Genomic DNA, 24,974 nt, shown 5'->3' with positions numbered 1-24,974 from the left:
CGTTCCGCTTTATTCGCCCTACCTACCAGGTAGTAGTCCACTCGCCGACTTGATTCAGATCATGTCGCGACAAGCCGTCGCGGCAGGACACTGCGGGACTCACCCTGGAGGTCCCCATGCCGCCCTCGCCGCACCTGCCCCTTGTCTATTCCTGTTCCGGCTGCTCGAACCTCGCGCAGCTGGCCAACGACCTCGCCCTGCGCCTGGACCGTGACGGCCTGGCGGAGATGTCCTGCATCGCGGGAGTGGGCGGCGACGTGCCGGCGCTGGTGAAGAAGGCCTGCTCCGGCCGGCCGATCATCGCCGTGGACGGTTGCCACCTGCACTGCGTGCAGAACTGCCTGGCGCGCCACGGGGTGAAGGCCGAGCACGAGATCACCCTGACCGAGTACGGCCTGAAGAAGCGCTACGGCCAGGACGCGCCGGTGCAGGACTTCGAGATGCTCTACGAGGAATTGCAGTTCCTCGTCCGCGTCCCGGCCTGAGCCTTAGTCAGTCGCCCAGACCCGGCTCAAAGCCGAAGGACGGCTCCAGCGTAGGATGGCGTGGAGCGAAGCGATACCCATCGATTGGCGCCCCAAAACAGCATGGATATCGCAGAGGGTGAGCGACTCAGGCGCTCTCCTGCACCACCCGGCTGGCGCGGCGCATGGCGCTCCACAACCACGCCGGCAGGCTGTCCGGGTCGAAGCTGTCGATCAGGTTCTTCACCGCCAGGCCCAGCTCGGTATCGCCCTCGATCACCAGACGACGCCGGAAGAACAGCGTGTCCGGGTCCTCCTGCCGCCCCGCCAGCAGCAGGAAGTCGCGCCAGCTGCCACGGATGGTCACGCTCGGCGTGCAGGCATCGGCAAAGCGCAAGCCATTACGGTCGTGGGTGAAGCTCCAGGCCAGACCGAGATCGCTGACTTCCAGGCGCAGCCAGTGGCCGTCGAGGATGTCGAAGGCACCGTCCGCCAGCGGATCGGCGAACAGGCGGTTGGCGGCGCGCTGCAGTACCGCGCGCTGCAGCCCCGAGGGGACGCGCGCGGCCAGGGGCAGCAGGCGGTCGGCGACGCGCAGGGCGCCGGTTTCGAGTGTCAGCACAGGTTCACCTCATCGCTGCGCAGCATGCCTGGGCGGCCATGCCAGTATCCGTTGCAACCCTCCACCGCCAGCGGCGGCGTGGCGCCCTTGCGCACGCGGTCGAAGGCTCGCACCACTTCCACCATGCCTTCGGCTCGGGGGCTCAGGCGCAGCAGATCGGCACCGCAGTCACGCAGCGAGGCGTAGTCCGCCAGCAGGTTGCTGGCCTCGCCGGACATCGTCTGGATGCCGTTGAGGGTGAACAGCGGCATGCCTTCCTGGCTGAGCATTGACATGCCTTCGGGGTAGTTCATGCAGCAGAACTGGCAGTCGTCCTTGGGCCGGTTCTCCGCCCGAGCGGTGAAGCAACGTGCCGAGTAGGCCAGCGGCAGATGACCGTAGGCGAACACCTCGGTCTCCACGTCGTTGATGCCCAGCTCGCGCGCCTGCTCGATCACCGCGTGGATCTGCTCGCCGGAGCATTCCACCGGCGGCACCCAGCGGCGCAAGCCAGCCGCGTGCAGCTCGGCCAGCGTGTGGCCGTTGTAGACGTTGAGCGCCGGGCCGCCGACGAATTCAACGCCCAGGGTGCCGAGAATCTGCACCGCGCCCATGTCACTGGCTTCAACCTGCAGCTCGCCGTTGGCGCAGAGGCGGCGCAGTGACGACAGCTCGGAGGCCGCTTCGATCAGCGCGAGGCCCGAGATGAGGATCTGCGCCCCGCTCTGCTGCTGCAGCTCGCGCCCCAGGCCCAGCCAGTTGTCGAGCGACATGGCGCGCCGCTTGGAGCAGACGGTCTCGCCGATGTAGATGGCGTCCAGCGGCTGTTCGGCCATCTGCGCATAAAAATCCAGGAGTGTCCGGCGGTCCCAGTAGAACAGCACCGGTCCCAGGCTGAGTTTCATCACGAGGTCCTCACTGCCAGGAGCGATGGTAGGCGCCCAGGGTCGTCTGGTGGCCTTCGGAAAGCTTGTCCAGGGCGTCCTGCCACTGGGTCAGCGCGCGGTAATTCTCGGGTGCGCGCTGCCACGCATCCAGCGCCTGGCGCCAGACGCGGGTGACCTGCTCGACATAGGCCGGGCTGCGTTGCCGGCCCTCGATCTTCACTGCCGCCACACCGATTTCCGCCAGCTGCGGAATCAGGTCGATGGTGTTCAGGCTGGTGGGTTCTTCCAGGGCGTGAAAGCGCTCGCCATTGACCACGAAGCGGCCCTTGCACAGGGTCGGGTAGCCCGCCGGCTCATCCGGCGCGTAACGGTCGATCAGCACGTCGTTGAGGCGCGAGGTCAGACCCTCGGGCTCCTCGCTCCAGCGCACCGCCTTGGCTGGCGAGCAGACGCCACAGAGGTTGGGCGACTCGCCGGTGACATAGGACGACAGGTGACAGCGCCCCTCGGCCATGATGCACAGGCTGCCGAAGGCGAAGACCTCGATGGGCACCGGGCTGTTCGCCGCCACCTGGCGTACCTGCGCCAGGGACAGCACGCGCGGCAGCACGGCGCGGCGGATGCCATAGCGCTCGTGGTAGAAGGCCAGCGCCGCGACGTTGGTGGCCGAGCCCTGCACTGAGAGGTGCAGGGCGAGGTTCGGGTGGCGCCTGGCCGCGTAGCCGAGTACCGCGCAGTCGGCGGCGATCAGTGCATCCACGCCGAGGTCGGCGGCGTGGTCCACCGCGCGTTGCCAGCGGGCCCAGCCGGCCGCGCCGGGATAGGTGTTGACCGCCACGTACATCTGTTTGCCGGCGCTGTGGATAAGCTCCACGCCCTGGCGCAACTGGCGGTCATCGAGGTTGAGGCCGGCGAAGTGCCGGGCATTGGTGTCATCGCGAAAACCGACGTAAATGGCGTCGGCGCCCTCGCGCAGGGCCGATTTCAGGGCGGGCAGACTCCCCGCCGGACAGACCAGTTGCATGCTTCCCCCAGGCATTGCGGTGGCTGCCGGCCCCCGCCGGCAGCCGGGAACGGCGTCAGGCGCCGAATTCGCTGAAAGACAGGAAGGGCAGCGGTTCGCCGGCGTGCAGAGTACGCCCGGCCTCCACCACCGCCAGGCCATCGGCCCAGCTCGCTGCGCGCAGCATGGCCGAGCCCTGCTGCGGATGCAGACAGATGCGGGCGACGCCGCTGCTGTCCAGCTCCAGGCGCGCGCGCAGGTACTGGCGCCGCGAGTTGGCCGTGGGCCAGTCGAAGCCCGCCGGCAGCATGGCCGGCAAGGTTTCGACCGAGCTGCGCCCCTGGGCGCGCCAGAGGAACGGCCGCGCCACCACCAGTGCAGTGACCAGCGCGGCGGCCGGGTTGCCCGGCAGGCCGATCCACGGCTTGCCGGCGATGCTGCCGAACGCCAGCGGCTTGCCCGGCTGCATCTTCAGCTTCCACAAGTGCAGCTCACCCAGTTCGCGGATCGCCTGCTTGAGGTAGTCGCGGTCGCCCACCGACACGCCGCCGCTGGTGATCAGCACGTCCCATTCGGACGCGGCGAGGCTCAGCGCATCGCGGCTGGCTGCCAGAGTGTCGGCGAGCACGCCGTAGTCGTGGACTTCGATGCCCCAGCCGCGCAGCAAAGCGCCGACGCTGAAGCGGTTGGCGTTGTAGATCTGCCCCGGAGCCAGGGGCTCACCGGGCTCGCGCAGCTCGTCGCCGCTGCTCAGCAGACAGACACGCAGCGGGCGATAGACGCTGACGCGGTCCAGGCCGACACTGGCGAGCAGGCCGAGGTCCTGGGCGCGCAGTTTCTTCCCGGCACTGATCAAGGCATCACCTTCGCACAGCTCTTCACCGCGCCGACGCACATGGCTGCCATGCCCGACCACGGGCACCTGCAGCCAGTCGCCATCGACCTCGCAGTCTTCCTGAGCGATCACGCTGTCCGCCCCCGGCGGCAACGGCGCGCCGGTGAAGATGCGCATCGCCTGGCCAGGCTGCAGTTCGACCTGGGCGGCATCGCCGGCGGCGATATAGCCGGCGATTCGCAACCGTGCGCCCGCCGGTCCCATGTCGGCACTGCGAAGCGTGTAGCCGTCCATCGCGCTGTTGTCCCACAGCGGCAGGTCGATGGGTGAATGGATGTCCTCGGCCAGAATGCGGCCCAGGGCCTTCTCCAGATCGACGCGCACGGTCGGCGGCGCCAGCGGAACGAAGTCCATCAACGCGGCAATGGCTTCGTCCACCGGACGCAGGCCGGAGCCGGAACAGCCGCAGGCGCTCATGAGCGTGTACCGCAGGCCAGCACCGGGCGCTCGGGCAGGCGCTTGAGATGGGGAACGAAATTGCACGGTTTGGTACGGCTGTCGAGCTGCTGCAGGAGGATCTTTTCCCAGGCGGTCAGGCAGGCACCGGTGGAACCGGGCAGGCAGCAGATCAGCGTGCCGTTGGTGATGCCGGCGATGGCACGGGACTGGATGGTGGAGGTACCGATTTCCTCGCGGGAAATCTGCCGGAACAGCTCGCCGAAGCCATCCACGGTGCGTTCGAGCAACGGAGCGACGGCTTGCGGGGTGTTGTCGCGGGCGGTGAAGCCGGTGCCGCCGGTGATCAGGCCAACCTGGACCTTGGGGTCGGCGATCCAGGCCGAAACCACGGCGCGGATCTGGTAGATGTCGTCGATCACCAGCTGGCGTTCGGCGAGGGCGTGGCCGGCGCGTTGCAGCGAGGTCACCAGGGCCTGGCCGGAGGTGTCGTTGTGCAGGCTGCGGGTATCGCTGACGGTGAGGACAGCGATCTCCAGCGGCAGGAATTCCGGGGTGCTGAGATGGCTCATGAGGGGCTCTCCGATTCGGAGCAAAAAGGGCTGGCGCCAGCCTGCGCCCCTTCCCCTCTACCGCCCATTCCTCCTAGGAGGTACTGCCCCGGCGCGAGCGGGGCATCGCTGCTCTGCAGGGGCGGCGGATAAAGCGTTCCGCTTTATGCGCCCTATGCTGAGCGTTGGCACACCCCGTAGGGCGCATAACGCCTACGGCGTTATGCGCCATCCCGTGAATGGGGGGATCAGCCCTTCCAGCGGTCGGCGGCTGCCTGGTCGCTGCAGCGCCCTTCGACCCAGCGCGGGCCTTCGGTGGTGTCTTCCTTCTTCCAGAACGGCGCGCGGGTCTTCAGGTAGTCCATGACGAAGTTGCAGGCATCGAACGCCGCCTGGCGGTGTGCACTGGCAGCACCGACGAAGACGATGGGCTCGCCCGGTTCCAGGCGGCCGATGCGGTGGAGGATTTCCAGGCGCAGCAGCGGCCAGCGCTCATTGGCCTCGACCTCGATCTTCGCCAGCGCCTTCTCGGTCATGCCGGCGTAGTGTTCGAGGAACATGCCGCCCACTTCGCGGCCATCGTTGAAATCACGCACGTAGCCGACGAAGCCGACCACCGCTCCGACGCCGACGTTGGCGGCGTGCATCGCGTTGAGTTCGGCACCCGGATCGAACGCCGCCGGCTGGACGCGGATCGCCATGGGCTCAGCCTCCGGTAACGGTGGGGAAGAACGCCACCTCGTCGCCGTCGGCGAGGGGCTCGTCCAGGGAGCACAGCTCCTGGTTGCGCGCGCACATCAGGTTCTGCTCGCCTAGCACGTCCCAGACGCCGCCGCGCTCCAGCAGCAGGCGCCGCAGGTCGTCCAGGCTGGCCAGAGACTGGCTCCAGTTCAGCTGCTCACCATCCAGGCCGAGTGCTTCACGGTAGCGGGCGAAGTACTGCACGCGGATCATGGGGTGTCTCCTGCTACGCCTTCTGCAGCAATGTAATGACCGCTCTTGCCGCCGAGCTTCTCCAGCACGCGCACGCTGTCGATGGTCATGCCACGGTCCACGGCCTTGCACATGTCGTAGATGGTCAGCGCGGCGACGCTGGCGGCGGTCAGGGCTTCCATCTCCACACCGGTCTGCCCGGCCAGTTTGCAACGGGCGACGATGTGCACGGTGTCTTCACCCTCGGCGGCCAGCTCGACCTTCACACTGGTGAGCAGCAACGGGTGGCAAAGCGGGATCAGATCATGGGTCTTCTTCGCCGCCTGGATGCCGGCGATGCGCGCCACGGCGAACACGTCACCCTTAGGGTGGCCGCCGTCCTGGATCAGTTGCAGGGTGGACGGGAGCATGCGCACCCGGGCTTCGGCCACGGCCTCACGGGACGTCACCGCTTTTTCGGTGACATCGACCATGTTGGCGCGGCCCTGAGAATCGAGATGGGTCAGCACGGCTGGGAACTCTCCGGTGGATCAGGGGGAACAGTGTACTCCCGGTGCGCGCAGCCGGCAGGCCGGCGGACGGCGCATTGGAGGGGGGATTGTATACAAGAAGAGGTAGACGGGGCGCAAAGAAAAGGCCCGCCGGATGGCGGGCCTTGGCTGGTGTTACATGTGGGCTTCGGCGAACTCCGCCAGCACCGAGCGCGGCACCCCTTGCAGGGTCACGTGCACGCCGTGGGGGAAGTCCTTGAAGCGTTCGGTCAGGTAGGTCAGGCCGGAGCTGGTGGCCGACAGGTAGGGGGTATCGATCTGCGCCAGGTTGCCCAGGCAGACCACCTTCGAACCGTTGCCCGCGCGGGTGATGATGGTCTTCATCTGGTGCGGGGTGAGGTTCTGGCACTCGTCGATCAGGATCAGGCTCTGCTGGAAGCTGCGGCCGCGGATGTAGTTCAGCGATTTGAACTGCAGCGGCACCTTGCTGAGGATGTAGTCGACGCTGCCATGGGTACACTCATCATCCGAATGCAGCGCTTCGAGGTTGTCGGTGATCGCGCCAAGCCAGGGCTCCATCTTCTCCGCCTCGGTACCGGGCAGGAAGCCGATGTCCTCGTCCAGGCCCTGCACGCTGCGGGTGGCGATGATGCGTTTGTAGCGTTTGGTGACCATGGTCTGCTCGATGGCGGCAGCCAGGGCGAGGATGGTCTTGCCCGAACCAGCGGCGCCGGACAGGTTGACCAGGTGGATGTCCGGGTCCAGCAGCGCGTACAGCGCCAGCGACTGGTACACGTCACGCGGACGCAGGCCCCAGGCTTCCTGGTGCAGCAGCGGTTCCTGGTGCAGGTCGAGGATGGTCAGCTCGTCCTGGTCGATGCCCTTGATCCAGCCGACGAAACCCTGCTCATCGACGATGAACTCGTTGATGTGCACCGCCGGCAGGTTGTCGGTGAGTTGCACGCGGTGCCAGGTGCGACCGCGGTCCTGGCGGGTCTCCACCTTGCTGACGCGGTCCCAGAACGATCCGCTCAGCGAGTGATAACCACGCGACAGCAGGTTGATGTCATCGACCAGCTGGTCGGTGTGGTAATCCTCGGCGAATACCCCGCAGGCACGCGCCTTCAGGCGCATGTTGATGTCCTTGGTGACCAGCACCACACGCTTGCTGCTATGGCGACTCTTCAGCTCCACCAACTGGTTGATGATCTTGTTGTCGTTGAGGTGCTCGGGCAGCCAGGTGATCGGCTCGGCGCGCTTGCTCATGAGGATCGACAGGCTGCCGCACGGCCCGCTCTTGCCGCGCTGGATGGGCACGCCATCCTCTACCTGCTCGGGCGAGGCCTCACCCAGCACCTGGTCGATGAGGCGGATTGCCTGGCGGCATTCCGCAGCCACGGTGTGTTTTCCGGTCTTGAGCTTGTCCAGTTCCTCCAGCACCGTCATCGGTATCGCGACGTGGTGCTCCTGGAAGTTCAGCAAGGCGTTGGGATCGTGGATCAGGACGTTGGTGTCGAGGACGTACAGGGTGGGCTGGGTGGGGCGGGAGCGTCCGTGGTCATCCATACGCAGGTCACCTCTTGTAGGAGCGTTACGACGGAATGCCTTTACAGCGCTCCGCCGTGCGGTGAGCCACCGGCTCTCGGATTCCTGGGATTGGCAGGATTCGAGAGCACTGCATACAAGGGACTGGCCGGGCCGGGGCCGCCACCTGTCTGCAGGGTTCGGCGGTCTACGACTCAACAAATACAGGAAAAAACATGACGATAAAAAGTCTTTTTCCTTCCTACGAAAGTTTTTTTCGTCGTACGACGAAATACCTTGGCGGGGGCTCCGGACAGCGCTAGTTTTAGGAGTCCTACCCCTCGTAACGCCCTCCGCTTTTTTCGCAGGATCAGTCCCTTAGCCCTGCACGCCGCATCTGCACCGGCACTCGCCGCCGACTGCCACCGCTTCCTCGCCTGCCTATATAGATGTCGCCTGTGCCACTGGCCCGACGCTAATCGTCCCCATAGGTGGAGCCAACGCCCGCGACTCCTTACAATCGCCGCTCGCTTGTAGGAGACCGCACGATGCTGATGGTGATTTCGCCCGCCAAGACCCTGGACTACGACACCGCGCCGGTGACGCAGCGCTTTACCCTGCCCGAGCACCTGGACGACGCCCAGGAGCTGATCGGCATCCTGCGGGAACTGGCCCCGGCGCAGATCGCCGAGCTGATGCACCTGTCGGACAAGCTGGCCGGCCTCAACGCCGCGCGCTTCGGGAGCTGGCACCCGGACTTCACCCCCGCCAACGCCAAGCAGGCACTGCTGGCCTTCAAGGGCGACGTCTACACCGGTATGCAGGCCGAGGACTTCAGCGAAGACGACTTCGATTTCGCCCAGCGCCACCTGCGCATGCTCTCCGGCCTCTACGGCGTGCTGCGCCCGCTGGACCTGATGCAGCCGTACCGACTGGAAATGGGCACCAAGCTGGCCAACACCCGTGGCAAGGACCTCTATGCCTTCTGGGGCGAGCGCATCAGCGCCTGGCTGAACGAATCCCTGGCCGAGCAGGGCGACGACGTACTGCTGAACCTGGCCTCCAACGAGTACTTCGGCGCAGTCAAACGCAAGGCCTTGAACGCACGGGTGATCGACACCGAGTTCAAGGACCTGAAGAACGGCCAGTACAAGATCATCAGCTTCTACGCCAAGAAGGCCCGCGGGATGATGGCGCGCTACGTGATCAAGGAGCGCCTGACCAACCCCGAGGGCCTGAAGGACTTCAACTACGCGGGCTACGCGTATAGCGCGGAGCACTCCAAAGCTGACCAGCTGGTGTTCCTGCGCGACCACGCCGAAGACTGAATCGCCTTTTCTGCTGCACCAAACGGGAGCCCTGAGGGCTCCCGTTTTCGTTTCCGCGCAGAACCTGCGGGAACGCCCCATGGGTGCGGTTGCGGGCATGGGCCAGGCGCCCCGCTCGTCCTGCCGGGACGTCCGGCGTTGGGCGGTTCGCAAGCAAGCTCGCTCCTACGAAAGCCCCTGCAAGACCGAAGCTGGTGCAACTGGCAGCCCTGCCGACGGTTCGCGGGCGCGGCCCGCTCCTACAGGGGGCGATTAACCGCACCGCTTCGCCTCTGTTTCGTCCCAAAATCACCGCTGATTCCAAGTGGCCTGTAAGCCATTGACCATGGAACTACCCGGTCACGGGTGGCGGATCTGTACGTTTCCTGCCCAAAACGCCCCCTGAAGACCACACTTTCCAAATGGACAAAATGACCGTTCGTCTGCTTCAGGATTAATCGTGAGAAAATTTTTCGACCGCCCGGACCGGTCGGAAGGATGGAAATCGTCCTGATTCGCCCTCTCCGTTGTAATCCATTGGCCATTAACAGCCTTTGGCCATGACATGCATTTCACGATTGCACTTTGCAAGAGAGAAAGCTGAACGGCAGCTGAACGAATGTCTTGACGACGATACACGGTCGTTTTTAACGAAAAATTCAATGGAACTTTATTCAATCATGCACTTTGCACTAAGCAAAGCGCCGTGCAATTTGCCATTAACTCAGCATCAAGTGATATCAATTGGATATTTCACATTCTTTCAGGGGCGGGATGGGCGGAAGGAACTAACCGCATTTCGGATAAATCCTATTTGCGCAACGACCATCGTTGGCAAAACAGAAATGCCCCGATGGAAATTGGAGTTTTGCTTCCAAGGTTATTTCGATCAGTTCTTGTCGATTCACCCTTGAAACGCAACCCAATGAAATAACTGAACTTTTCAGATGACGAGGCAATCATCTAACCAGACTGGAGCACGCCAGGCAGACACTGCACCAACTTTGCAATCTGCCTGAAACATAACAGGGCAAACATCCAAAGTTTGCGCCAATACCGTGCTCGAAAGTTTAGCACTCGATTCCCATGCCTGCCTGGAAGGAAGTACGGAGAACACTTTTACAGTGAACTCCGGGGACTCTTGCAACCTGAATAAATCGCCCTACCGGGCAACTTTAAACAGTTCGACCATTGAAGAGGTGAATGCGATGCGTATCAGCATCTTTGGTCTTGGGTATGTTGGCGCAGTATGTGCCGGCTGCCTGTCCGCACGGGGCCATGAAGTCGTTGGGGTGGACGTGTCCACCACCAAGATCGATCTGATCAACAACGGGAAATCGCCCATCGTCGAGCCGGGCCTGGAGCCTCTGCTGCAGCAGGGCATCCGCACCGGTCGCCTGTCGGGCACCACCGACTTCAAGAAGGCCGTACTGGACACCGACGTGTCGTTCATCTGCGTCGGCACCCCGAGCAAGAAGAACGGCGACCTGGACCTGGGCTACATCGAGTCCGTCTGCCGCGAGATCGGCTACGCCATCCGCGAGAAGAAAGAGCGCCACACCGTGGTGGTGCGCAGCACCGTGCTGCCGGGCACCGTGAACAACGTGGTGATCCCGATCATCGAAGACTGCTCAGGCAAGAAAGCCGGCGCCGACTTCGGCGTGGGTACTAATCCTGAGTTCCTGCGCGAATCCACCGCGATCAAGGACTACGACTTCCCGCCGATGACCGTCATCGGTGAGCTGGACGCCCAGACCGGCGACCTGCTGGAAGAGATCTACCGCGAGCTGGACGCGCCGATCATCCGCAAGACCATCGAGGTCGCCGAGATGATCAAGTACACCTGCAACGTCTGGCACGCCGCCAAGGTCACCTTCGCCAACGAGATCGGCAACATCGCCAAGGCCGTCGGCGTCGATGGCCGCGAAGTGATGGATGTGATCTGCCAGGACCGCAAGCTGAACCTGTCGCGCTACTACATGAAGCCCGGCTTCGCCTTCGGCGGCTCCTGCCTGCCCAAGGACGTGCGCGCCCTCACCTACCGCGCCAGCCAGCTGGACATCGAGCACCCGATGCTCGGCTCGATCATGCGCAGCAACCAGCACCAGGTGCAGAAGGCCTTCGACATCATCGCCGCCCACGGCAGCCGCAAGGTCGGCCTGCTCGGCCTGTCGTTCAAGTCCGGCACCGACGACCTGCGCGAAAGCCCGCTGGTGGAACTGGCCGAGATGCTCATCGGCAAGGGCTACGAGCTGCAGATCTTCGACCGCAACGTCGAGTACGCCCGCGTCCATGGCGCGAACAAGGAGTACATCGAATCGAAGATCCCGCACGTCTCCTCGCTGCTGGTCTCGGACCTCGACGCCGTCGTGAAGTCCTCCGATGTCCTGGTCCTGGGCAACGGTGACGAGCTGTTCGTCGACGTGGTGAAGCAGGCGCCCGAAGGCAAGAAGGTCGTCGACCTGATCGGCTTCATGCCGAGCGTCACAGACGAGCGCGCCGAAGGCATCTGCTGGTAATTGGGTTTCGATTGGCTGCGCGTCGGCCCGGTGTCGTTGGAGAGGAACTCGGAAATGCTCATTCACTTCAGTGAACTCCGCTTCCTCGTCCCTCTCCGCCTAACCGGACTCTAGCTCGCTCAATCGAGTCCATGCCTTCAGACCCTAAAAGCGCCGGTCACCGGCCCGCCCAGGCGGGCCGATGACCAAGCCCAACCAGACGGATAGACGACGATGGAAACCTACAAACGAATCATCGGTGAGGCCACCGGCTGGCTGGTCTTTCTCGGCCTGCTGATGCTGCTGGCACTGCTCGTGCCGCCGACCGTATTCGACGCCGAATCCAAGGACTTCCTGCTGCTCATCGGCGCGGTCGGCATCTGGCGCTATTCCATGGGCGGCCTGCACTTCCTGCGCGGCATGCTGTTCCTCTACGTGGTCTACCCGCACTACCGCCGCAGGATGCGCAAGCTCGGCGACGCGGCCGACCCGTCCCACGTGTACCTGATGGTCACCAGTTTCCGTATCGACGCGCTGACCACCTCGATGGTCTATCGCTCGGTCATCGAAGAAGCCATTGCCTGCGGCTACCCCACCACCGTGGTGTGCTCCATCGTCGAGATGTCCGACGAGGTGCTGATCAAGCAGCAGTGGCAGAAGCTCAACCCGCCAGAACACGTCGAACTCGACTTCGTGCGCATCCCCGGCACCGGCAAGCGCGACGGCCTGGCCCACGGCTTCCGCGCCATCTCCCGCCACCTCCCGGACGAAGACGCCGTGGTCGCGGTGATCGATGGCGACACCGTGCTCGAACCGGGCGTGGTGAGAAAGACCGTGCCCTGGTTCAAGCTCTTCCCCAACGTCGGCGGCCTGACCACCAACGAATTCTGCGAAGTGCAGGGCAGCTACGTGATGAGCGAGTGGCACAAGCTGCGCTTCGCCCAGCGCCACATCAACATGTGCTCCATGGCCCTGTCCAAGCGCGTGCTGACCATGACCGGGCGCATGTCGGTGTTCCGCGCCGCCGTGGTCACCGACCCGGACTTCATCACCGACGTGGAAAGCGACCACCTGGACCACTGGCGCCTGGGCCGCTTCCAGTTCCTCACCGGTGACGACAAGTCCAGCTGGTACAGCCTGATGCGCCTGGGCTACGACACCTTCTACGTGCCCGACGCGGCGATCAACACGGTCGAGCACCCGCCGGAGAAGAGCTTCATCAAGGCCAGCCGCAAACTGATGTTCCGCTGGTACGGCAACAACCTGCGGCAGAACTCCCGCGCCCTCGCCCTGGGCCCGCAACGCCTGGGCTGGTTCACCAGCGTGGTGCTGTTCGACCAGCGCCTGTCGATGTGGACCTGCCTGCTCGGCCTGGTCGCCGCGATCATCGCCAGCATCAAGTACAGCATTGCCTTCCTGCTCATCTACCTGCTGTGGATCGGCATCACCCGCTTCGTGCTGACCCTTCTGCTGTCGCTCTCGGGCCACCACATCGGGCCGGCCTACCCCGCGATCCTCTATTACAACCAGATCGTCGGTGCCCTGGTGAAAATCTACGTGTTCTTCCGCCTCGACCAGCAGTCGTGGACCCGCCAGAACACCAAGCTCGACCGCGGCCTAGCCAGCTTCCAGCGCTGGTTCAACACCTGGTCTTCGCGAGCCATGACCTTTTCCGCGGCCAGCGTTTTCGTCGCCGTACTGCTGACCATCGTCTGAAGACTCTCTTGGGCAAAGCATCTCCCAATTACGAACAGGACTCGACCTCATGAATACCGCCGTCAACGTCAATGTCGTGCATGAATCCGAAGCCCAGCGCCAGCACGCCCGGGTCAAGCTGCCCGCCCGTATCCGCTACATCGGATCCCACCGCGAGGGCGTCGACGCCCGCCTGCTGGACCTGTCCGCCGGCGGCTTCGCGTTCACTTCCGCCAACAACACGCCGGTGCAGGTCGGCGACCTGCACAAGGGCAAGCTGCTGTTCCAGATCGACAGCATCAGCTTCTCCCTCGAAGTGGAATTCCAGGTGCGCTCCTATGACCGCGAAAGCGCCCGCGTCGGCTGCGAATTCCAGCACCTGAAGCCGCGCGAGATCGCCGCCCTGCGCTACCTGATCACCTCCTACCTGGCCGGTGAAGTGGTGAGCGTTGGCGACATGCTCAACACCCTGCAGCGCGAGAACTTCACCAAGGCCCGCAAGCACGGTGCAGGCTCTGGCGGTATGGGCTTCTTCGGCCGCTTCCGCGCGGTCACCGTGAGCACCGCGATCTTCGTGGTCGGCGTCGGCGCCTTCGCGGTGATCCTCAACCAGATCTACAACCTGTACTTCGTCACCCACGCCGACTCGGGCGTGGTCAGCGTGGCCAACCAGCAGATCACCATGCCCCGCGAGGGCACCGTGGAAAGCCTGGTGGAGCCGGGCGCGGAAGTCGCCAAGGGCGCGCCGATCGCGTCCTTCTCCGCCAACCTGCTGGACCTGCTCAAGGGCAACCTGACCGAAGAGCAGCTCAATCCGAGCAACATCGAGAAGCTCTTCGGCCACCAGATGAAGGGCACCCTGACCAGTCCGTGCGACTGCCGTGTGGTCGAGCAGCGCGTCGCCAACGGCCAGTTCGCCAACAAGGGCGACGTGATATTCACCCTGACCCCGCGCGACAGCACCGCCACCGTTGAGGCGCGCTTCCCCTACCGCAACGCCGCCGAGCTTTCCCCCGGCACCCACGTGAACTTCCAGGTCGCCGGCGACAGTGAAGTGCGCGGCGGCCGCATCCTGCGCACTGCACCGGTGGACGGTGACCTGTCCTCGGAAATCCGTGTGCAGATCACCCCCGACCAGCCGCTCGACAGCCAGATGGCTGGCCGCCCGACTGAAGTCAGCATCGGCGGCCTGCCGGGCCGCACCCTGCTGAACAAGGCGATGGCCCTGGCCACCGCCCGCTAAGAGGACCGCCCGCATGAATCGACCTGTCCTGCGACACGCCCCGCACCTCGGCCGACACATTGGATTGGCACTGGCCATCGCTGCAGCGGCCGGTTGCGCCGGCCTGCCTGACCAGCGCCTGGCCCAGGAGGCCCTGGACCGCGGTGACATCGCCACCGCCCAGGCCAACTTCCAGGCCCTGGCCACCCTGGGTTACGCCGACGCACAGGTCGGACTGGCCGACATGCAGGCCGCCACCGGCGACCCCGATGAACAGGCCCGCGCCGAGAAGCTCTACCGCGAAGCAGCCGAGAGCTCCCCGCGCGCCCGCGCCCGTCTGGGCAAATGGCTGGCGGCCAAGCCCGGCGGCACCGACGCCGAGCACCGCGAAGCCGAGCAGCTGCTGACCCGCGCCTTCAACGAAGGCGAGGACAGCGCGCTGGTTCCGCTGATCGTCCTCTACCTGCAGTACCCGCAGGCCTGGCCGAACGTGAATCCGCAGCAGCGCATCGACCAGTGGCGCGCCCAGGGCCTGCCGCAGGCGGACCTGGCGCAGATCATCCTGTACCGCACCCAGGGCACCTACGACCAGCACCTCACCGAAGTCGAGCAGGTCTGCCAGCGTTGGCTGAACCGCATGGACGTGTGCTGGATGGAACTGGCCACCGTGTACCAGAAGCAGGGCAACGCGGATAAGCAGAAGGCCCACCTCGAAGCGCTCAAGGCAGGCTGGAAGGCCGGCCGCGTACCGTCCGAGCGTGTCGAATCGGTGGCTGGCGTGCTGGCCGATCCGAACATCGGCACCGCCGACCCACAGGCCGCACAGACGCTGCTCAACGAGATCGCGCCGACCTACCCGGCCGCCTGGGTCAGCCTCGCCAAGCTGCAGTACGACAATCCCGACCTGGGCGACCTCGACCAGATGCTCGACTACCTGAAGAAAGCCCAGGACGCCGCCCAGCCCCGCGCCGAGCTGCTGCTCGGGCGCCTCTACTACGACGGCAAGTGGGCCCCGCAGGAGCCGCAGAAGGCCGAGCAGCACCTGCTCAAGGCCGCCGCCACCGAACCCCAGGCGCACTACTACCTGGGCCAGATCTACCGCCGCGGCTTCCTCGGCCAGGTCTACCCGCAGAAGGCCGTGGACCACCTGATCATCGCCGCCCGCGCCGGCCAGGCCAGCGCCGACATGGCCCTCGCCCAGCTCTATTCGCAGGGTCGCGGCATCCGCCCGAACCTGGTCAATGCCTACGTCTTCGGCGAGCTCGCGCAGCGCCAGCAGGTGCCCACCGCCAGCGACCTGATGGCGCAGATCGAACCGCAGATCCAGCCGGCCGACCGCAGTGCGGCCCAGCAGTTGCTCAAGCGTGAAGAACAGGCTCGCGGCGCCAACTGGCAAGCCACCGTCAGCCTTCTGCAGAACAACCAGGAACAAGAAAATCTATGAAGCGCACCGACCCGATGACCACCCCGCTGTTTGCTCTCGTCGATGGAGTTCAGCCGCGCGCTCTGGCTTCCGCTGTCCGCCGCGCCCGCCTGTTCCCCGCCATGCTCGGCGTTGGCCTGAGCCTCGCCGGCACCCTGTTCGGCAGCCTCGCCCACGCGGCGGAAGAGCCACCGAAGAACTTCGGCCTCGACATCAAGGTGACCGCAGAATCCGAGGACGACCGCGACCTGGGCACCGCCCGCGGCGGCGATCTCAACGGTATCGGCCTGGACGTGCGCCCCTGGGCCTTCGGCCAGTGGGGCGACTGGAGCGCCTACGTGATGGGCCAGGCAGTCGCCGCCACCGACACCATCCAGACCGACACCCTGCAGAACGACGACGTCAACAACACCAGCAGCGGCGGCAACGACAACAAGCGTGAGCCCGACGATGCCTACCTCGCCCTGCGCGAGTTCTGGGTGGACTACGCCGGCCTCACCCAGTACCCCGGCGAGCACCTGCGCTTCGGTCGCCAGCGCCTGCGCGAAGACAGCGGGATGTGGCAGGACACCAACATCGAAGCGCTGAACTGGACCTTCGACACCACCCTGCTGCGTGCCCACCTCGGCGCCGCCCAGCGCTTCTCCGACTACCGCACCGACATCACCGACCTCGCGCCGGAGGACAAGGACCGCACCCATGTGTTCGGCGATATCTCCACGCAGTGGATGCCTCAGCACTGGGTCGGCCTGCGCCTGCACCACTCCGACGACAGCGGCAGCCTGCCGGACCCGGGCGACACCGTCGACTCGCTGGACAAGCGTTCCACCGGCGACCTCACCTGGGTCGGCATCGAGGCCAACGGCGACGGCTACAACTGGCGCTCGCAGATGCCCATCAACTACTGGGCCAGCGCCACCTGGCTGACCGGCAACCGTGACCGCCTGACCACCGTCCCGGTGAACGGCGAGCGGGTCGCTGCCGGCAAGCAGAGTGGCGACGTGGATGCCTACGGCGCCGACCTCGGCCTGCGCTGGAACATCGACGAGCAATGGCGCGTCGGCGGCGCCTATGCCCGAGGCAGTGGCGGCGGCAAGAACGGTGAAGACCAGTTCGAACAGACCGGCCTTGAGAGCAACCGCTCCAACTTCACTGGCACCCGCGCCCGCGCGCACCGCTTCGGCGAGGCATTCCGTGGCGAGCTGTCGAACCTCGAGGCCGCCACCCTGTTCGGCTCCTGGCAGCTACGCGACGACTACGACGCCAGCGTCATCTACAACAAGTTCCGCCGCGTGGACAGCGACTCGGACATCGGCAGCAGCGGCATCACCGCTCCGCTGGTCAACGATTCCAAGGACATCGGCCAGGAAGTCGACCTCGTCGTCACCAAGTACTTCAAGCAGGGCCTGCTGCCGGCCTCCATGAGCCAGGCGATCGACGAACCGTCGGCGCTGATCCGCTTCCGCGGCGGCGTGTTCAAGCCCGGCGACGCCTACGGCAGCCACGTCGACTCGACCATGCACCACGCCTTCGTCGATGTGATCTGGCACTTCTGAGGACTGTAGCGATGACCCTCCACCCGATTCCCAAGCTCGCCCTGCGCCGCACTCGCTGCGTGGCCGGGTATCCGGTGGGGGCCCGCGCGCAAGGAGACACGGCCATGAACCGCCACCCGATAAACGCCCTGCCGCTGACCGCCCTGCTGCTCGGCGGCCTGCTCAGCGCCAGCGCACCGGCCTGGGCGGCGCAACCCGCGGCCAAGGCCGAAGCCAGCGCTGCCCATGCGAAGAAGGCCGACGCCGCGAAAGCCGAAGCCGGCAAGACCGCCGAGGGCGAAAAGGCACCGGCAGAACAACCGGGCAACGAGCCGGGCCATACCCAGACGCTGAAGGAGTCCGGCAACTACACCGTGACCGCCGCTCCCAGCGAGCCGCTGCACCTGGAGCCGCCCAAGCTGCCCGACCTCGCCGGCTATACCGCCGAGGCGGTGGAGAAGAAGATCGAGCGCAACAAGCGCGGCAAGGCGCAGGTCCAGCGCATGGTCCAGCAGCAGCCGCTGAAGGAATTCACCGGCGGCAAGAACCGTCTCGCCGAGTGGGTGAAGCGCCAGCGCCAGATGCCCCAGGCGATCTTCATCGACGGCGGCTACGTCGACCTCGCGGAGCTGGCCGGCAAGCTGCCCAAGACCGCGCTGGAGCAGGTCGAACCGGGCGTCTACATCGCCCGCCTGCCCATCGTTGTCAGCCAGGGCGCGACCCTGGAGATCGACGGCAAGGTCAAGGAACTGCGCCTGTCCCAGGACCGCGGCGCGTTCCTGGTCAACGACGGCAAGCTGTTCGTGCGTGACACCAAGGTCACCGCCTGGAACGAGGCGAAGAAGGAACCGGCCTGGTACAAGACGCCCAACGAGTTCCGCCCCTTCCTGATCTCCTGGGGCGGCGCCGAGGCCTACCTGGTGAACAGCCATTTCACCAGCTTCGGTTACAACGCCTCCAAGGCCTACGGCATCTCCATCTCGCAGTACAGCCCGGGCATGGACAAGACCATGAAGCGCCCGCGCCCCAAAGGCTGGGTGATCGGCTCGACCTTCGAGGACGCCTGGTACGGCTTCTACTGCTACGAGGCCGACGACCTGGTGGTGCGCGGCAACACCTACAAGAACAACATCGTCTACGGCATCGACCCGCATGACCGTTCGCATCGCCTGATCATCGCCGAGAACACCGTCTACGGGACGAAGAAGAAGCACGGCATCATCGTTTCCCGTGAGGTCAACGACAGCTGGATCATCCACAACAAGACCTACGACAACCACCTCTCCGGGATCGTCCTCGACCGTAATTCCGAGCGCAACCTGGTGGCCTACAACGAGGTTTATCGCAACCACTCCGACGGCATCACCCTCTACGAGTCGGGCGACAACCTCATCTACGGCAACCAGGTGCTGGCCAACCTGCGCCACGGCATCCGCATCCGTAACAGCGTGAACATCCGCCTGTACGAGAACCTCGCGGCCGGCAACAAGCTGATCGGCGTCTACGGCCACATCAAGGATCTGTCCGACACCGACCGCAACATCGACCTCGATCCCTTCGACACCAAGGTCTCGCTGATCGTGGTCGGCGGCAAGCTGGCCGGCAACGGCTCGGGCCCGCTGTCGGTGGATTCACCGCTGTCGCTGGAGCTCTACAAGGTGGCCATGCTCGGCCCGACCAAATCCTCCGGCATCTCCTTCAACGGCGTGCTCGGCGAGAAGCAGGACCAGATCCTGGACCTGCTGGTGCGCCAGCAACGCGCGGTGCTGATCGACCCCGTCGAAAGCCAGGCCGAACTGCAGAATTGAGGACCGACACATGAACAAACTGACCATCAACCTGCTGCGCCTGTCGGGCCTCACTGCCGCCCTGCTGCTCGCCCACCAGGCCAGCGCCGCCGACGCGCCGAGCTACTCCGCGCAGCCGGCTGCCGGGCTGTGCCCGACCGCCGCCAACAACGCGGCGTACAACACCAAGTACCTGGGCTTCTTCACCCATCTGGTGCCGGCCCAGGAAGACTGGCTGTTCCGTACCACCTACGACCTGCGCACCGACTTCGGCACCAGCGCCGAAGGCTGGCGCGAGCTCAAGCAACTGCGCGACGAACTCAAGCGCAAGGGCATCGACCTGGTCGTCGTCTACCAGCCCACCCGTGGCCTGGTGAACCGCGAGAAGCTCAACCCGCAGGAGAAGGCCAGCTTCAACTTTGACCTGGCCAAGCAGAACTACCAGGCGACCATCGCCCAGTTCCGCAAGGCCGGCATCTACACCCCGGACTTCTCGCCGCTGTTCGACGAGAAGGAAGAGCACCCGTACTACTTCAAGGGCGACCACCACTGGACGCCGTACGGCGCCATGCGCAGCGCGAAGATCGTCGCCGAGACCCTGAAGGAGATCCCCGCCTACAACGACATTCCCAAGAAGGAATTCGAGAGCAAGCGCGTGGGCCTGTTGTCCAAGCTGGGCACCTTCCACAAGGCTGCCGCGCAACTGTGCGGCAGCAGCTACGCACCGCAGTACGTCGACCGCTTCGAGACCGAGCCGGTGGGCGACTCCGGCGGCGGCGACCTGTTCGGTGAGGGCGGCGACGCCCAGGTTGCGCTGGTGGGCACCTCCAACAGCGGCCCGGCCTACAACTTCGCCGGCTTCCTGGAGCAGTACGGCAAGGTCGACATCCTCAACAACGCCGTGTCCGGCGGCGGCTTCGACAGCTCCCTGCTGGCCTACATGACCAGCAAGGAATTCCACGACAAGCCGCCGAAGATCCTCGTCTGGGAGTTCGCCACCCACTACGACATGGCGCAGAAGAGTTTCTACCGCCAGGCCATGCCACTGGTGGACAACGGCTGCGCCGACGGCAAGCCGGCCATCAGTCGCAAGGTCAAGCTGCACGCGGGCAGCAACGAGGTGCTGCTCAACAGCGGCGCCCTGCCGATCCGTTCGGGCAGCTACACCGCCGACGTCACCTATTCCGACCCCGGCGTGCACGAGCTCAAGAACACCATCTGGTACATGAACGGTCGTCGCGAGCAGCTGAAGATCGAGCAGTCCAAGGCCGTGGATACCGGCGGACGCTACGTCTTCGAACTGCGCAACGACGAGGACTGGTCGAACCAGCAGTTCCTCTCCCTGGAGATCGAGGCGCCGGACGACATGCCGGCGGGCCTGGAAGTCGAGGCCAAGCTCTGTCAGACGCCCAAAGCCAAGTCGGCCGACGTGGCCGCCAACTGACGCGAGGGAGTGAATTCCATGCCCAGCCTACGCAAGATCAAGACCCCCGTGGTCGCCCGCATCGGCCTGACCATCGCCGTGCTCGGCGCCCTGTTCGGCGGCGAGAGCGCCACCTACGCGGCCGACCTGATGCCGCCACCGGGCTACTTCTCCGCCGTCGGCGACAAGGGCAGCAAGAAGGACGCCGACCGCTGCCCCACCGCACCGACGCCGTACACCGGCAGCCTGCAGTTCACCAGCAAGTACAAGGGCTCGGACTCGGCACGCTCCACCCTGAATGCGGATGCGGAGAAAGAGTTCCGCAGCCAGATCAAGGACATCACCGACATGGAGCGCGGCGCCACCAAGCTCATCACCCAGTACATGCGCAGCGGCAACAAGGGCGACCTGGACTGCGCCATGAGCTGGCTGGATAGCTGGGCCAAGGCGGGTGCGCTGGAGAGCAGCGACTACAACCACACCGGCAAGTCCATGCGCAAATGGGCACTGGGCAGCCTGTCGTCCTCCTACATGCGCCTGAAATTCTCCAGCAGCCGCCCGCTGGCCTCCTACTCCGAGCAGTCGAAGGAGATCGAGAACTGGTTCAGCACCCTGGGCAGCCAGGTGGTGCGCGACTGGAGCGACCTGCCACTGAAGAAGATCAACAACCACTCCTACTGGGCTGCCTGGTCGGTGATGTCCACCGCCGTGGTGACCAACCGCCGCGACCTGTTCGACTGGTCCGTGCAGGAGTTCAAGGTCGCCGCCAACCAGGTGGACAACGACGGCTACCTGCCCAACGAACTCAAGCGCCGTCAGCGCGCCCTGTCGTACCACAACTACTCGCTGCCGCCGCTGACCATGATCGCCGCCTTCGCCCAGGTGAACGGCGTCGACCTGCGCCAGGAAAACAACGGCGCCCTGCAGCGCCTGGCCAACCGCGTGATGCAAGGCGTGGACGACCAGGACGCGTTCGACGAGAAGACCGGCAACGACCAGGACATGGGCGACCTGAAGGAGAACAGCAAGTTCGCCTGGCTGGAACCCTACTGCGCGCTCTACAGCTGCGCGCCGAAGACCCAGGACTGGAAGAAGAAGATGGAGCCGTTCAACAGCTTCCGCCTGGGGGGTGAAGTGACCAAGGTTTTCAACCGTCAGGGGGCGGGGAGCTGAAGCCGAAAGGCAAGAGCCCCTCTCCCCCGCCCTCTCCCTGAAGGGAGAGGGAGCTTTCCGAGTGTTCGGGAAGCACTGAGTCAGCCGGCTTGCACGAAAACAACAGCCGGCACGGATGTCCCCTCTCCCTTCAGGGAGAGGGCTAGGGAGAGGGTTCTCCCAACGCCGAACCTTCGGCATGAACACCACCCGACCCACGCAATAAAGACGCGGGCGGGCGCAACAGATTGAGCATCACATGGGGAGGAATTGGCGGGTTGCCCCGGCCTTTCCTCAGGGCGTCGCGAAGACGCCGGAAGGTCCGGAGCCACTCAAGGTTTGAAGCTCCAGAGAGAGACGCGGAATGGTCTTTTCTTCCAACGTGTTCCTGTTCCTGTTCCTGCCGGTCTTCCTCGGCCTGTACTACCTGAGCGGGAACCGCTACCGGAACCTCCTGTTGCTGGTCGCCAGCTACATCTTCTACGCCTGGTGGCGGGTGGACTTCCTCCTGCTGTTCGCCGGCGTGACCGTCTTCAACTACTGGATCGGCCTGCGCATCGGCGCCGCCGGTGTCCGGACCAAGGCTGCCCAGCGCTGGCTGCTGCTCGGCGTGGTGGTCGACCTGTGTGTGCTGGGCTACTTCAAGTACGCCAACTTCGGCGTGGAAAGCCTCAACGAGATCATCACCTCGTTCGGCATGCAGCCCTTCGTGCTGACCCACATCCTGCTGCCCATCGGCATCAGCTTCTACACCTTCGAATCGATCAGCTACATCATCGACGTGTACCGCGGCGACACCCCGGCCACGCACAACCTGATCGACTTCGCGGCGTTCGTGGCGATCTTCCCGCACCTGATCGCCGGCCCCGTGCTGCGCTTCAAGGACCTGGTCGACCAGTTCAACCACCGCACCCACACCGTCGACAAGTTCGCCGAAGGCTGCACCCGCTTCATGCAGGGCTTCGTCAAGAAAGTGTTCATCGCCGACACCCTGGCGGCGGTGGCCGACCACTGCTTCGCCCTGCAGGACCCGACCACCGGCGATGCCTGGCTCGGCGCGCTGGCCTACACCGCGCAGCTGTACTTCGACTTCTCCGGCTACAGCGACATGGCCATCGGCCTCGGCCTGATGATGGGCTTCCGCTTCATGGAGAACTTCAACCAGCCCTACATCAGCCAGTCCATCACCGAGTTCTGGCGGCGCTGGCACATCAGCCTGTCCACCTGGCTACGCGACTACCTGTACATCAGCCTGGGCGGTAACCGCGGCACCACCTTCCAGACCTATCGCAACCTGATCCTCACCATGCTGCTGGGCGGCCTGTGGCACGGCGCCAACGTCACCTACATCATCTGGGGCGCCTGGCATGGCGTGTGGCTGGCCATCGAGCGCGCCCTGGGCGTGAACGCCGCACCCCGCGTGCTCAATCCGCTGAAGTGGGTGTTCACCTTCCTGCTGGTGATCGTCGGCTGGGTGATCTTCCGCGCCGAGAACCTGCACGTGGCCTGGCGCATGTACGAAGCCATGTTCAGCTTCGGCGACTGGAAGCTCTCCGAGCTCAACCGCGCCAGCCTCACCGGCCTGCAGGTCGGCACCCTGGTAATCGCCTACCTCGTGCTCGCCTTCTTCGGCCTGCGCCAGTTCTACAACCAGCCGATGCAGAGCAAGGCGCCCAAGGCCGCCGCGAAGACCGAACAGGTCGACGCCGACGGCCCGGCCAGCGCCCAGCCGCGCACCCCGGCCATGGCCCAGCAGGACCCGGCGGCGATCGCCTATTCGCCCAGCGGCGCCGCCGTCTACCAGCCGCACTGGATGACCCAGCTGCCGGTAGTGGCCACCCGCGTCGCCCTGCTCCTGCTGTTCGCCGCCTCGGTGCTCAAGCTCTCGGCGCAGAGCTACTCGCCGTTCCTCTACTTCCAGTTCTGAGCGAGGCAATCATGTCAGTTGATACCAAGAGAATCGCCAGGCCCCTCCAGTACGCCTACATCGCCGCCTTCGGCGGGATGCTGCTGGGCCTCGCCGGCTGGTCGCTGAAGGCCTTCCCCAGCTTCTCCGCCGCCGAGGGTACTACCGTACTCAACGGCAAGCTGGCCCACGCCTTCGAAGGCCACTACGACGACGAATTCCCCATCAAGCGCCTGGGCACCAACCTCTGGGCCGCATTGGACTACACCGTCTTCGACGAAGGCCGGCCCGGCGTGGTGATCGGCAAGGACGGCTGGCTGTTCACCGATGAAGAGTTCAAGCCCGCGCCCACCCAGCAGCAACTGGAAGACAACTGGGCGCTGGTGCGCGGCGTGCAGCAGGAGCTGGAGCGCCGTGGTGTGAAGCTGGTGCTGGCGATCATCCCGGCCAAGACCCGTCTGTATCCCGAATACGTCGGCAAGGAGCAACCGGCTGCCCTGCACGCCTCGCTCTACACCGACTTCCTGCAGCGCGCCCGCCAGGCCGGCATGGCCGCGCCCGAGCTGCTGGAGACGATGGAAAAGGCCAAGGACAACGGTCAGGTCTTCCTGCGCACCGACACCCACTGGACCCCGCTGGGCGCCGAAGCCGTGGCCCAGCGACTGGGCGAAAGCATCCGCGCCGGCCAAGGTGCCGACCTGCCGACCCAGAGCTTCGTCACCGAAGCCGGCAAGAGCGGAGCGCACAAGGGCGACCTGCTGACCTTCCTGCCCCTGGACCCGCTGTTCACCAACCTGCTGCCCGAAGAAGACCAGTTGCAGCAGCGCCAGACCCATCCGGCCGAGGACGCTGCCGGCTCCGCTGACAACAGCGGTGGCGGCGACCTGTTCGGCGACAGCGCCCAGCCGCAGGTCGCCCTGGTCGGCACCAGCTACAGCGCCAATGCGCGCTGGAACTTCGCCGGCGCCCTCAAGCAGGCGCTCTCGGCGGATGTCATCAACTACGCCAAGGAGGGCAAGGGCCCCCTGGAACCGATGCTCGAACTCCTGCAGGACGAGGGCTTCAAGCAGAAGCCGGCACAACTGCTGGTCTGGGAATTTCCCGAACGCTACCTGCCGATGCACAGCGACCTGAGCCAGTTCAACCCGGACTGGGTGGCGCAATTGCGGGCAGCGGGCAGCCGCGACGAACGCCTGGCTTCCAACCAAGCCGCAGCACACTGATCCAACGAACCCACGGCGCACCGAGCGCTGAACGGGGCACCACCCGTGCCCACAAGAG

Annotated in this window: 21 protein-coding genes; 12 read left to right on the top strand and 9 right to left on the bottom strand. The window is 65.1% G+C overall.

Annotation, left to right across the window (positions count from 1 at the left end; all coding sequences use genetic code 11):
* Nucleotides 1-116 precede the first annotated feature (116 nt).
* Nucleotides 117-485, top strand: coding sequence for a putative zinc-binding protein (locus tag IB256_RS01400; protein ID WP_015478588.1), 369 nt, complete (start codon nucleotides 117-119; stop codon nucleotides 483-485).
* Between the two features lie 127 nt (nucleotides 486-612).
* Here IB256_RS01400 and ubiT read toward each other — a convergent pair whose 3' ends face one another.
* The 9 genes from ubiT to IB256_RS01355 all read right to left on the bottom strand — a co-directional run bounded on the left by ubiT (nucleotide 613) and on the right by IB256_RS01355 (nucleotide 7,787).
* Nucleotides 613-1,086 carry a ubiquinone anaerobic biosynthesis accessory factor UbiT gene (ubiT, locus tag IB256_RS01395; RefSeq protein WP_192401055.1) on the bottom strand — a complete coding sequence of 158 codons (474 nt, stop codon included), beginning with the start codon at nucleotides 1,084-1,086 and terminating at the stop codon, nucleotides 613-615.
* Complete coding sequence (locus IB256_RS01390) at nucleotides 1,080-1,970, bottom strand: U32 family peptidase (RefSeq protein WP_192401054.1); 891 nt, start codon at nucleotides 1,968-1,970, stop codon at nucleotides 1,080-1,082. Before IB256_RS01390 ends, ubiT begins: the two co-directional genes overlap by 7 nt.
* Before the next feature lie 10 nt (nucleotides 1,971-1,980).
* Nucleotides 1,981-2,976 carry a ubiquinone anaerobic biosynthesis protein UbiU gene (gene ubiU, locus IB256_RS01385; RefSeq protein ID WP_138216134.1) on the bottom strand — a complete coding sequence of 332 codons (996 nt, stop codon included), beginning with the start codon at nucleotides 2,974-2,976 and terminating at the stop codon, nucleotides 1,981-1,983.
* A 55-nt stretch (nucleotides 2,977-3,031) separates the two neighbouring features.
* Nucleotides 3,032-4,267, bottom strand: coding sequence for a gephyrin-like molybdotransferase Glp (glp, locus tag IB256_RS01380; RefSeq protein WP_192401053.1), 1,236 nt, complete (start codon nucleotides 4,265-4,267; stop codon nucleotides 3,032-3,034).
* Entirely contained in the window at nucleotides 4,264-4,818 is a 555-nt protein-coding gene (gene moaB, locus IB256_RS01375; RefSeq protein WP_081516155.1) for a molybdenum cofactor biosynthesis protein B, read from the bottom strand. The genes glp and moaB overlap by 4 nt, the downstream gene beginning before the upstream one ends.
* 227 nt (nucleotides 4,819-5,045) lie before the next feature.
* Nucleotides 5,046-5,498, bottom strand: coding sequence for a molybdopterin synthase catalytic subunit MoaE (gene moaE / locus IB256_RS01370; RefSeq protein WP_192401052.1), 453 nt, complete (start codon nucleotides 5,496-5,498; stop codon nucleotides 5,046-5,048).
* A gap of 4 nt (nucleotides 5,499-5,502) precedes the next feature.
* Entirely contained in the window at nucleotides 5,503-5,751 is a 249-nt protein-coding gene (locus IB256_RS01365) for a MoaD/ThiS family protein (RefSeq protein ID WP_138216131.1), read from the bottom strand.
* Nucleotides 5,748-6,239, bottom strand: coding sequence for a cyclic pyranopterin monophosphate synthase MoaC (moaC, locus tag IB256_RS01360; RefSeq protein ID WP_192291879.1), 492 nt, complete (start codon nucleotides 6,237-6,239; stop codon nucleotides 5,748-5,750). Before moaC ends, IB256_RS01365 begins: the two co-directional genes overlap by 4 nt.
* Before the next feature lie 156 nt (nucleotides 6,240-6,395).
* On the bottom strand, nucleotides 6,396-7,787 hold the full coding sequence (locus tag IB256_RS01355; RefSeq protein ID WP_192291882.1) for a PhoH family protein: 1,392 nt from the start codon (nucleotides 7,785-7,787) through the stop codon (nucleotides 6,396-6,398).
* A gap of 506 nt (nucleotides 7,788-8,293) precedes the next feature.
* On the opposite strand from IB256_RS01355, the gene yaaA reads away from it, so the two are divergent.
* The 11 genes from yaaA to IB256_RS01300 all read left to right on the top strand — a co-directional run bounded on the left by yaaA (nucleotide 8,294) and on the right by IB256_RS01300 (nucleotide 24,916).
* Entirely contained in the window at nucleotides 8,294-9,073 is a 780-nt protein-coding gene (yaaA, locus tag IB256_RS01350) for a peroxide stress protein YaaA (protein ID WP_192291885.1), read from the top strand.
* Between the two features lie 1,187 nt (nucleotides 9,074-10,260).
* Nucleotides 10,261-11,571: a GDP-mannose 6-dehydrogenase gene (gene algD, locus IB256_RS01345; RefSeq protein ID WP_081516164.1), complete on the top strand. Its 1,311-nt coding sequence runs from the start codon at nucleotides 10,261-10,263 to the stop codon at nucleotides 11,569-11,571.
* Nucleotides 11,572-11,784: 213 nt separating this feature from the next.
* Complete coding sequence (gene alg8, locus IB256_RS01340) at nucleotides 11,785-13,266, top strand: mannuronan synthase (RefSeq protein ID WP_192291888.1); 1,482 nt, start codon at nucleotides 11,785-11,787, stop codon at nucleotides 13,264-13,266.
* A gap of 49 nt (nucleotides 13,267-13,315) precedes the next feature.
* A complete protein-coding gene (locus IB256_RS01335; protein ID WP_192291891.1) occupies nucleotides 13,316-14,488 on the top strand; it encodes an alginate biosynthesis protein Alg44 in 1,173 nt (390 codons plus the stop codon).
* Nucleotides 14,489-14,501: 13 nt separating this feature from the next.
* Nucleotides 14,502-15,911, top strand: a complete 1,410-nt coding sequence (gene algK, locus IB256_RS01330; RefSeq protein WP_192401051.1) for an alginate biosynthesis TPR repeat lipoprotein AlgK — start codon at nucleotides 14,502-14,504, stop codon at nucleotides 15,909-15,911.
* Nucleotides 15,912-16,012: 101 nt separating this feature from the next.
* Entirely contained in the window at nucleotides 16,013-17,446 is a 1,434-nt protein-coding gene (locus tag IB256_RS01325; RefSeq protein ID WP_192292545.1) for an alginate export family protein, read from the top strand.
* A 104-nt stretch (nucleotides 17,447-17,550) separates the two neighbouring features.
* Nucleotides 17,551-19,233, top strand: a complete 1,683-nt coding sequence (gene algG, locus IB256_RS01320) for a mannuronan 5-epimerase AlgG (RefSeq protein ID WP_192401612.1) — start codon at nucleotides 17,551-17,553, stop codon at nucleotides 19,231-19,233.
* Nucleotides 19,234-19,243: 10 nt separating this feature from the next.
* The gene (locus tag IB256_RS01315; RefSeq protein WP_192291901.1) at nucleotides 19,244-20,656 is read left to right on the top strand and encodes an alginate O-acetyltransferase; all 1,413 of its coding nucleotides are present in this window, start codon (nucleotides 19,244-19,246) and stop codon (nucleotides 20,654-20,656) included.
* A 36-nt stretch (nucleotides 20,657-20,692) separates the two neighbouring features.
* Nucleotides 20,693-21,808, top strand: a complete 1,116-nt coding sequence (locus tag IB256_RS01310) for a mannuronate-specific alginate lyase (RefSeq protein ID WP_192224501.1) — start codon at nucleotides 20,693-20,695, stop codon at nucleotides 21,806-21,808.
* Between the two features lie 343 nt (nucleotides 21,809-22,151).
* Nucleotides 22,152-23,714 carry an MBOAT family O-acyltransferase gene (locus IB256_RS01305; protein WP_192291905.1) on the top strand — a complete coding sequence of 521 codons (1,563 nt, stop codon included), beginning with the start codon at nucleotides 22,152-22,154 and terminating at the stop codon, nucleotides 23,712-23,714.
* 11 nt (nucleotides 23,715-23,725) lie between these two features.
* On the top strand, nucleotides 23,726-24,916 hold the full coding sequence (locus IB256_RS01300) for an alginate O-acetyltransferase (protein WP_192291909.1): 1,191 nt from the start codon (nucleotides 23,726-23,728) through the stop codon (nucleotides 24,914-24,916).
* Nucleotides 24,917-24,974 lie beyond the last annotated feature (58 nt).

It is taken from the genome of Pseudomonas sp. PDM17 (assembly GCF_014851985.1).
In the GTDB taxonomy this organism is placed as follows: Bacteria; Pseudomonadota; Gammaproteobacteria; order Pseudomonadales; family Pseudomonadaceae; genus Pseudomonas.
The sequence above is the reverse complement of the archived record's forward strand: the minus strand, read 5'-3'. Positions and strand labels throughout refer to the sequence as shown.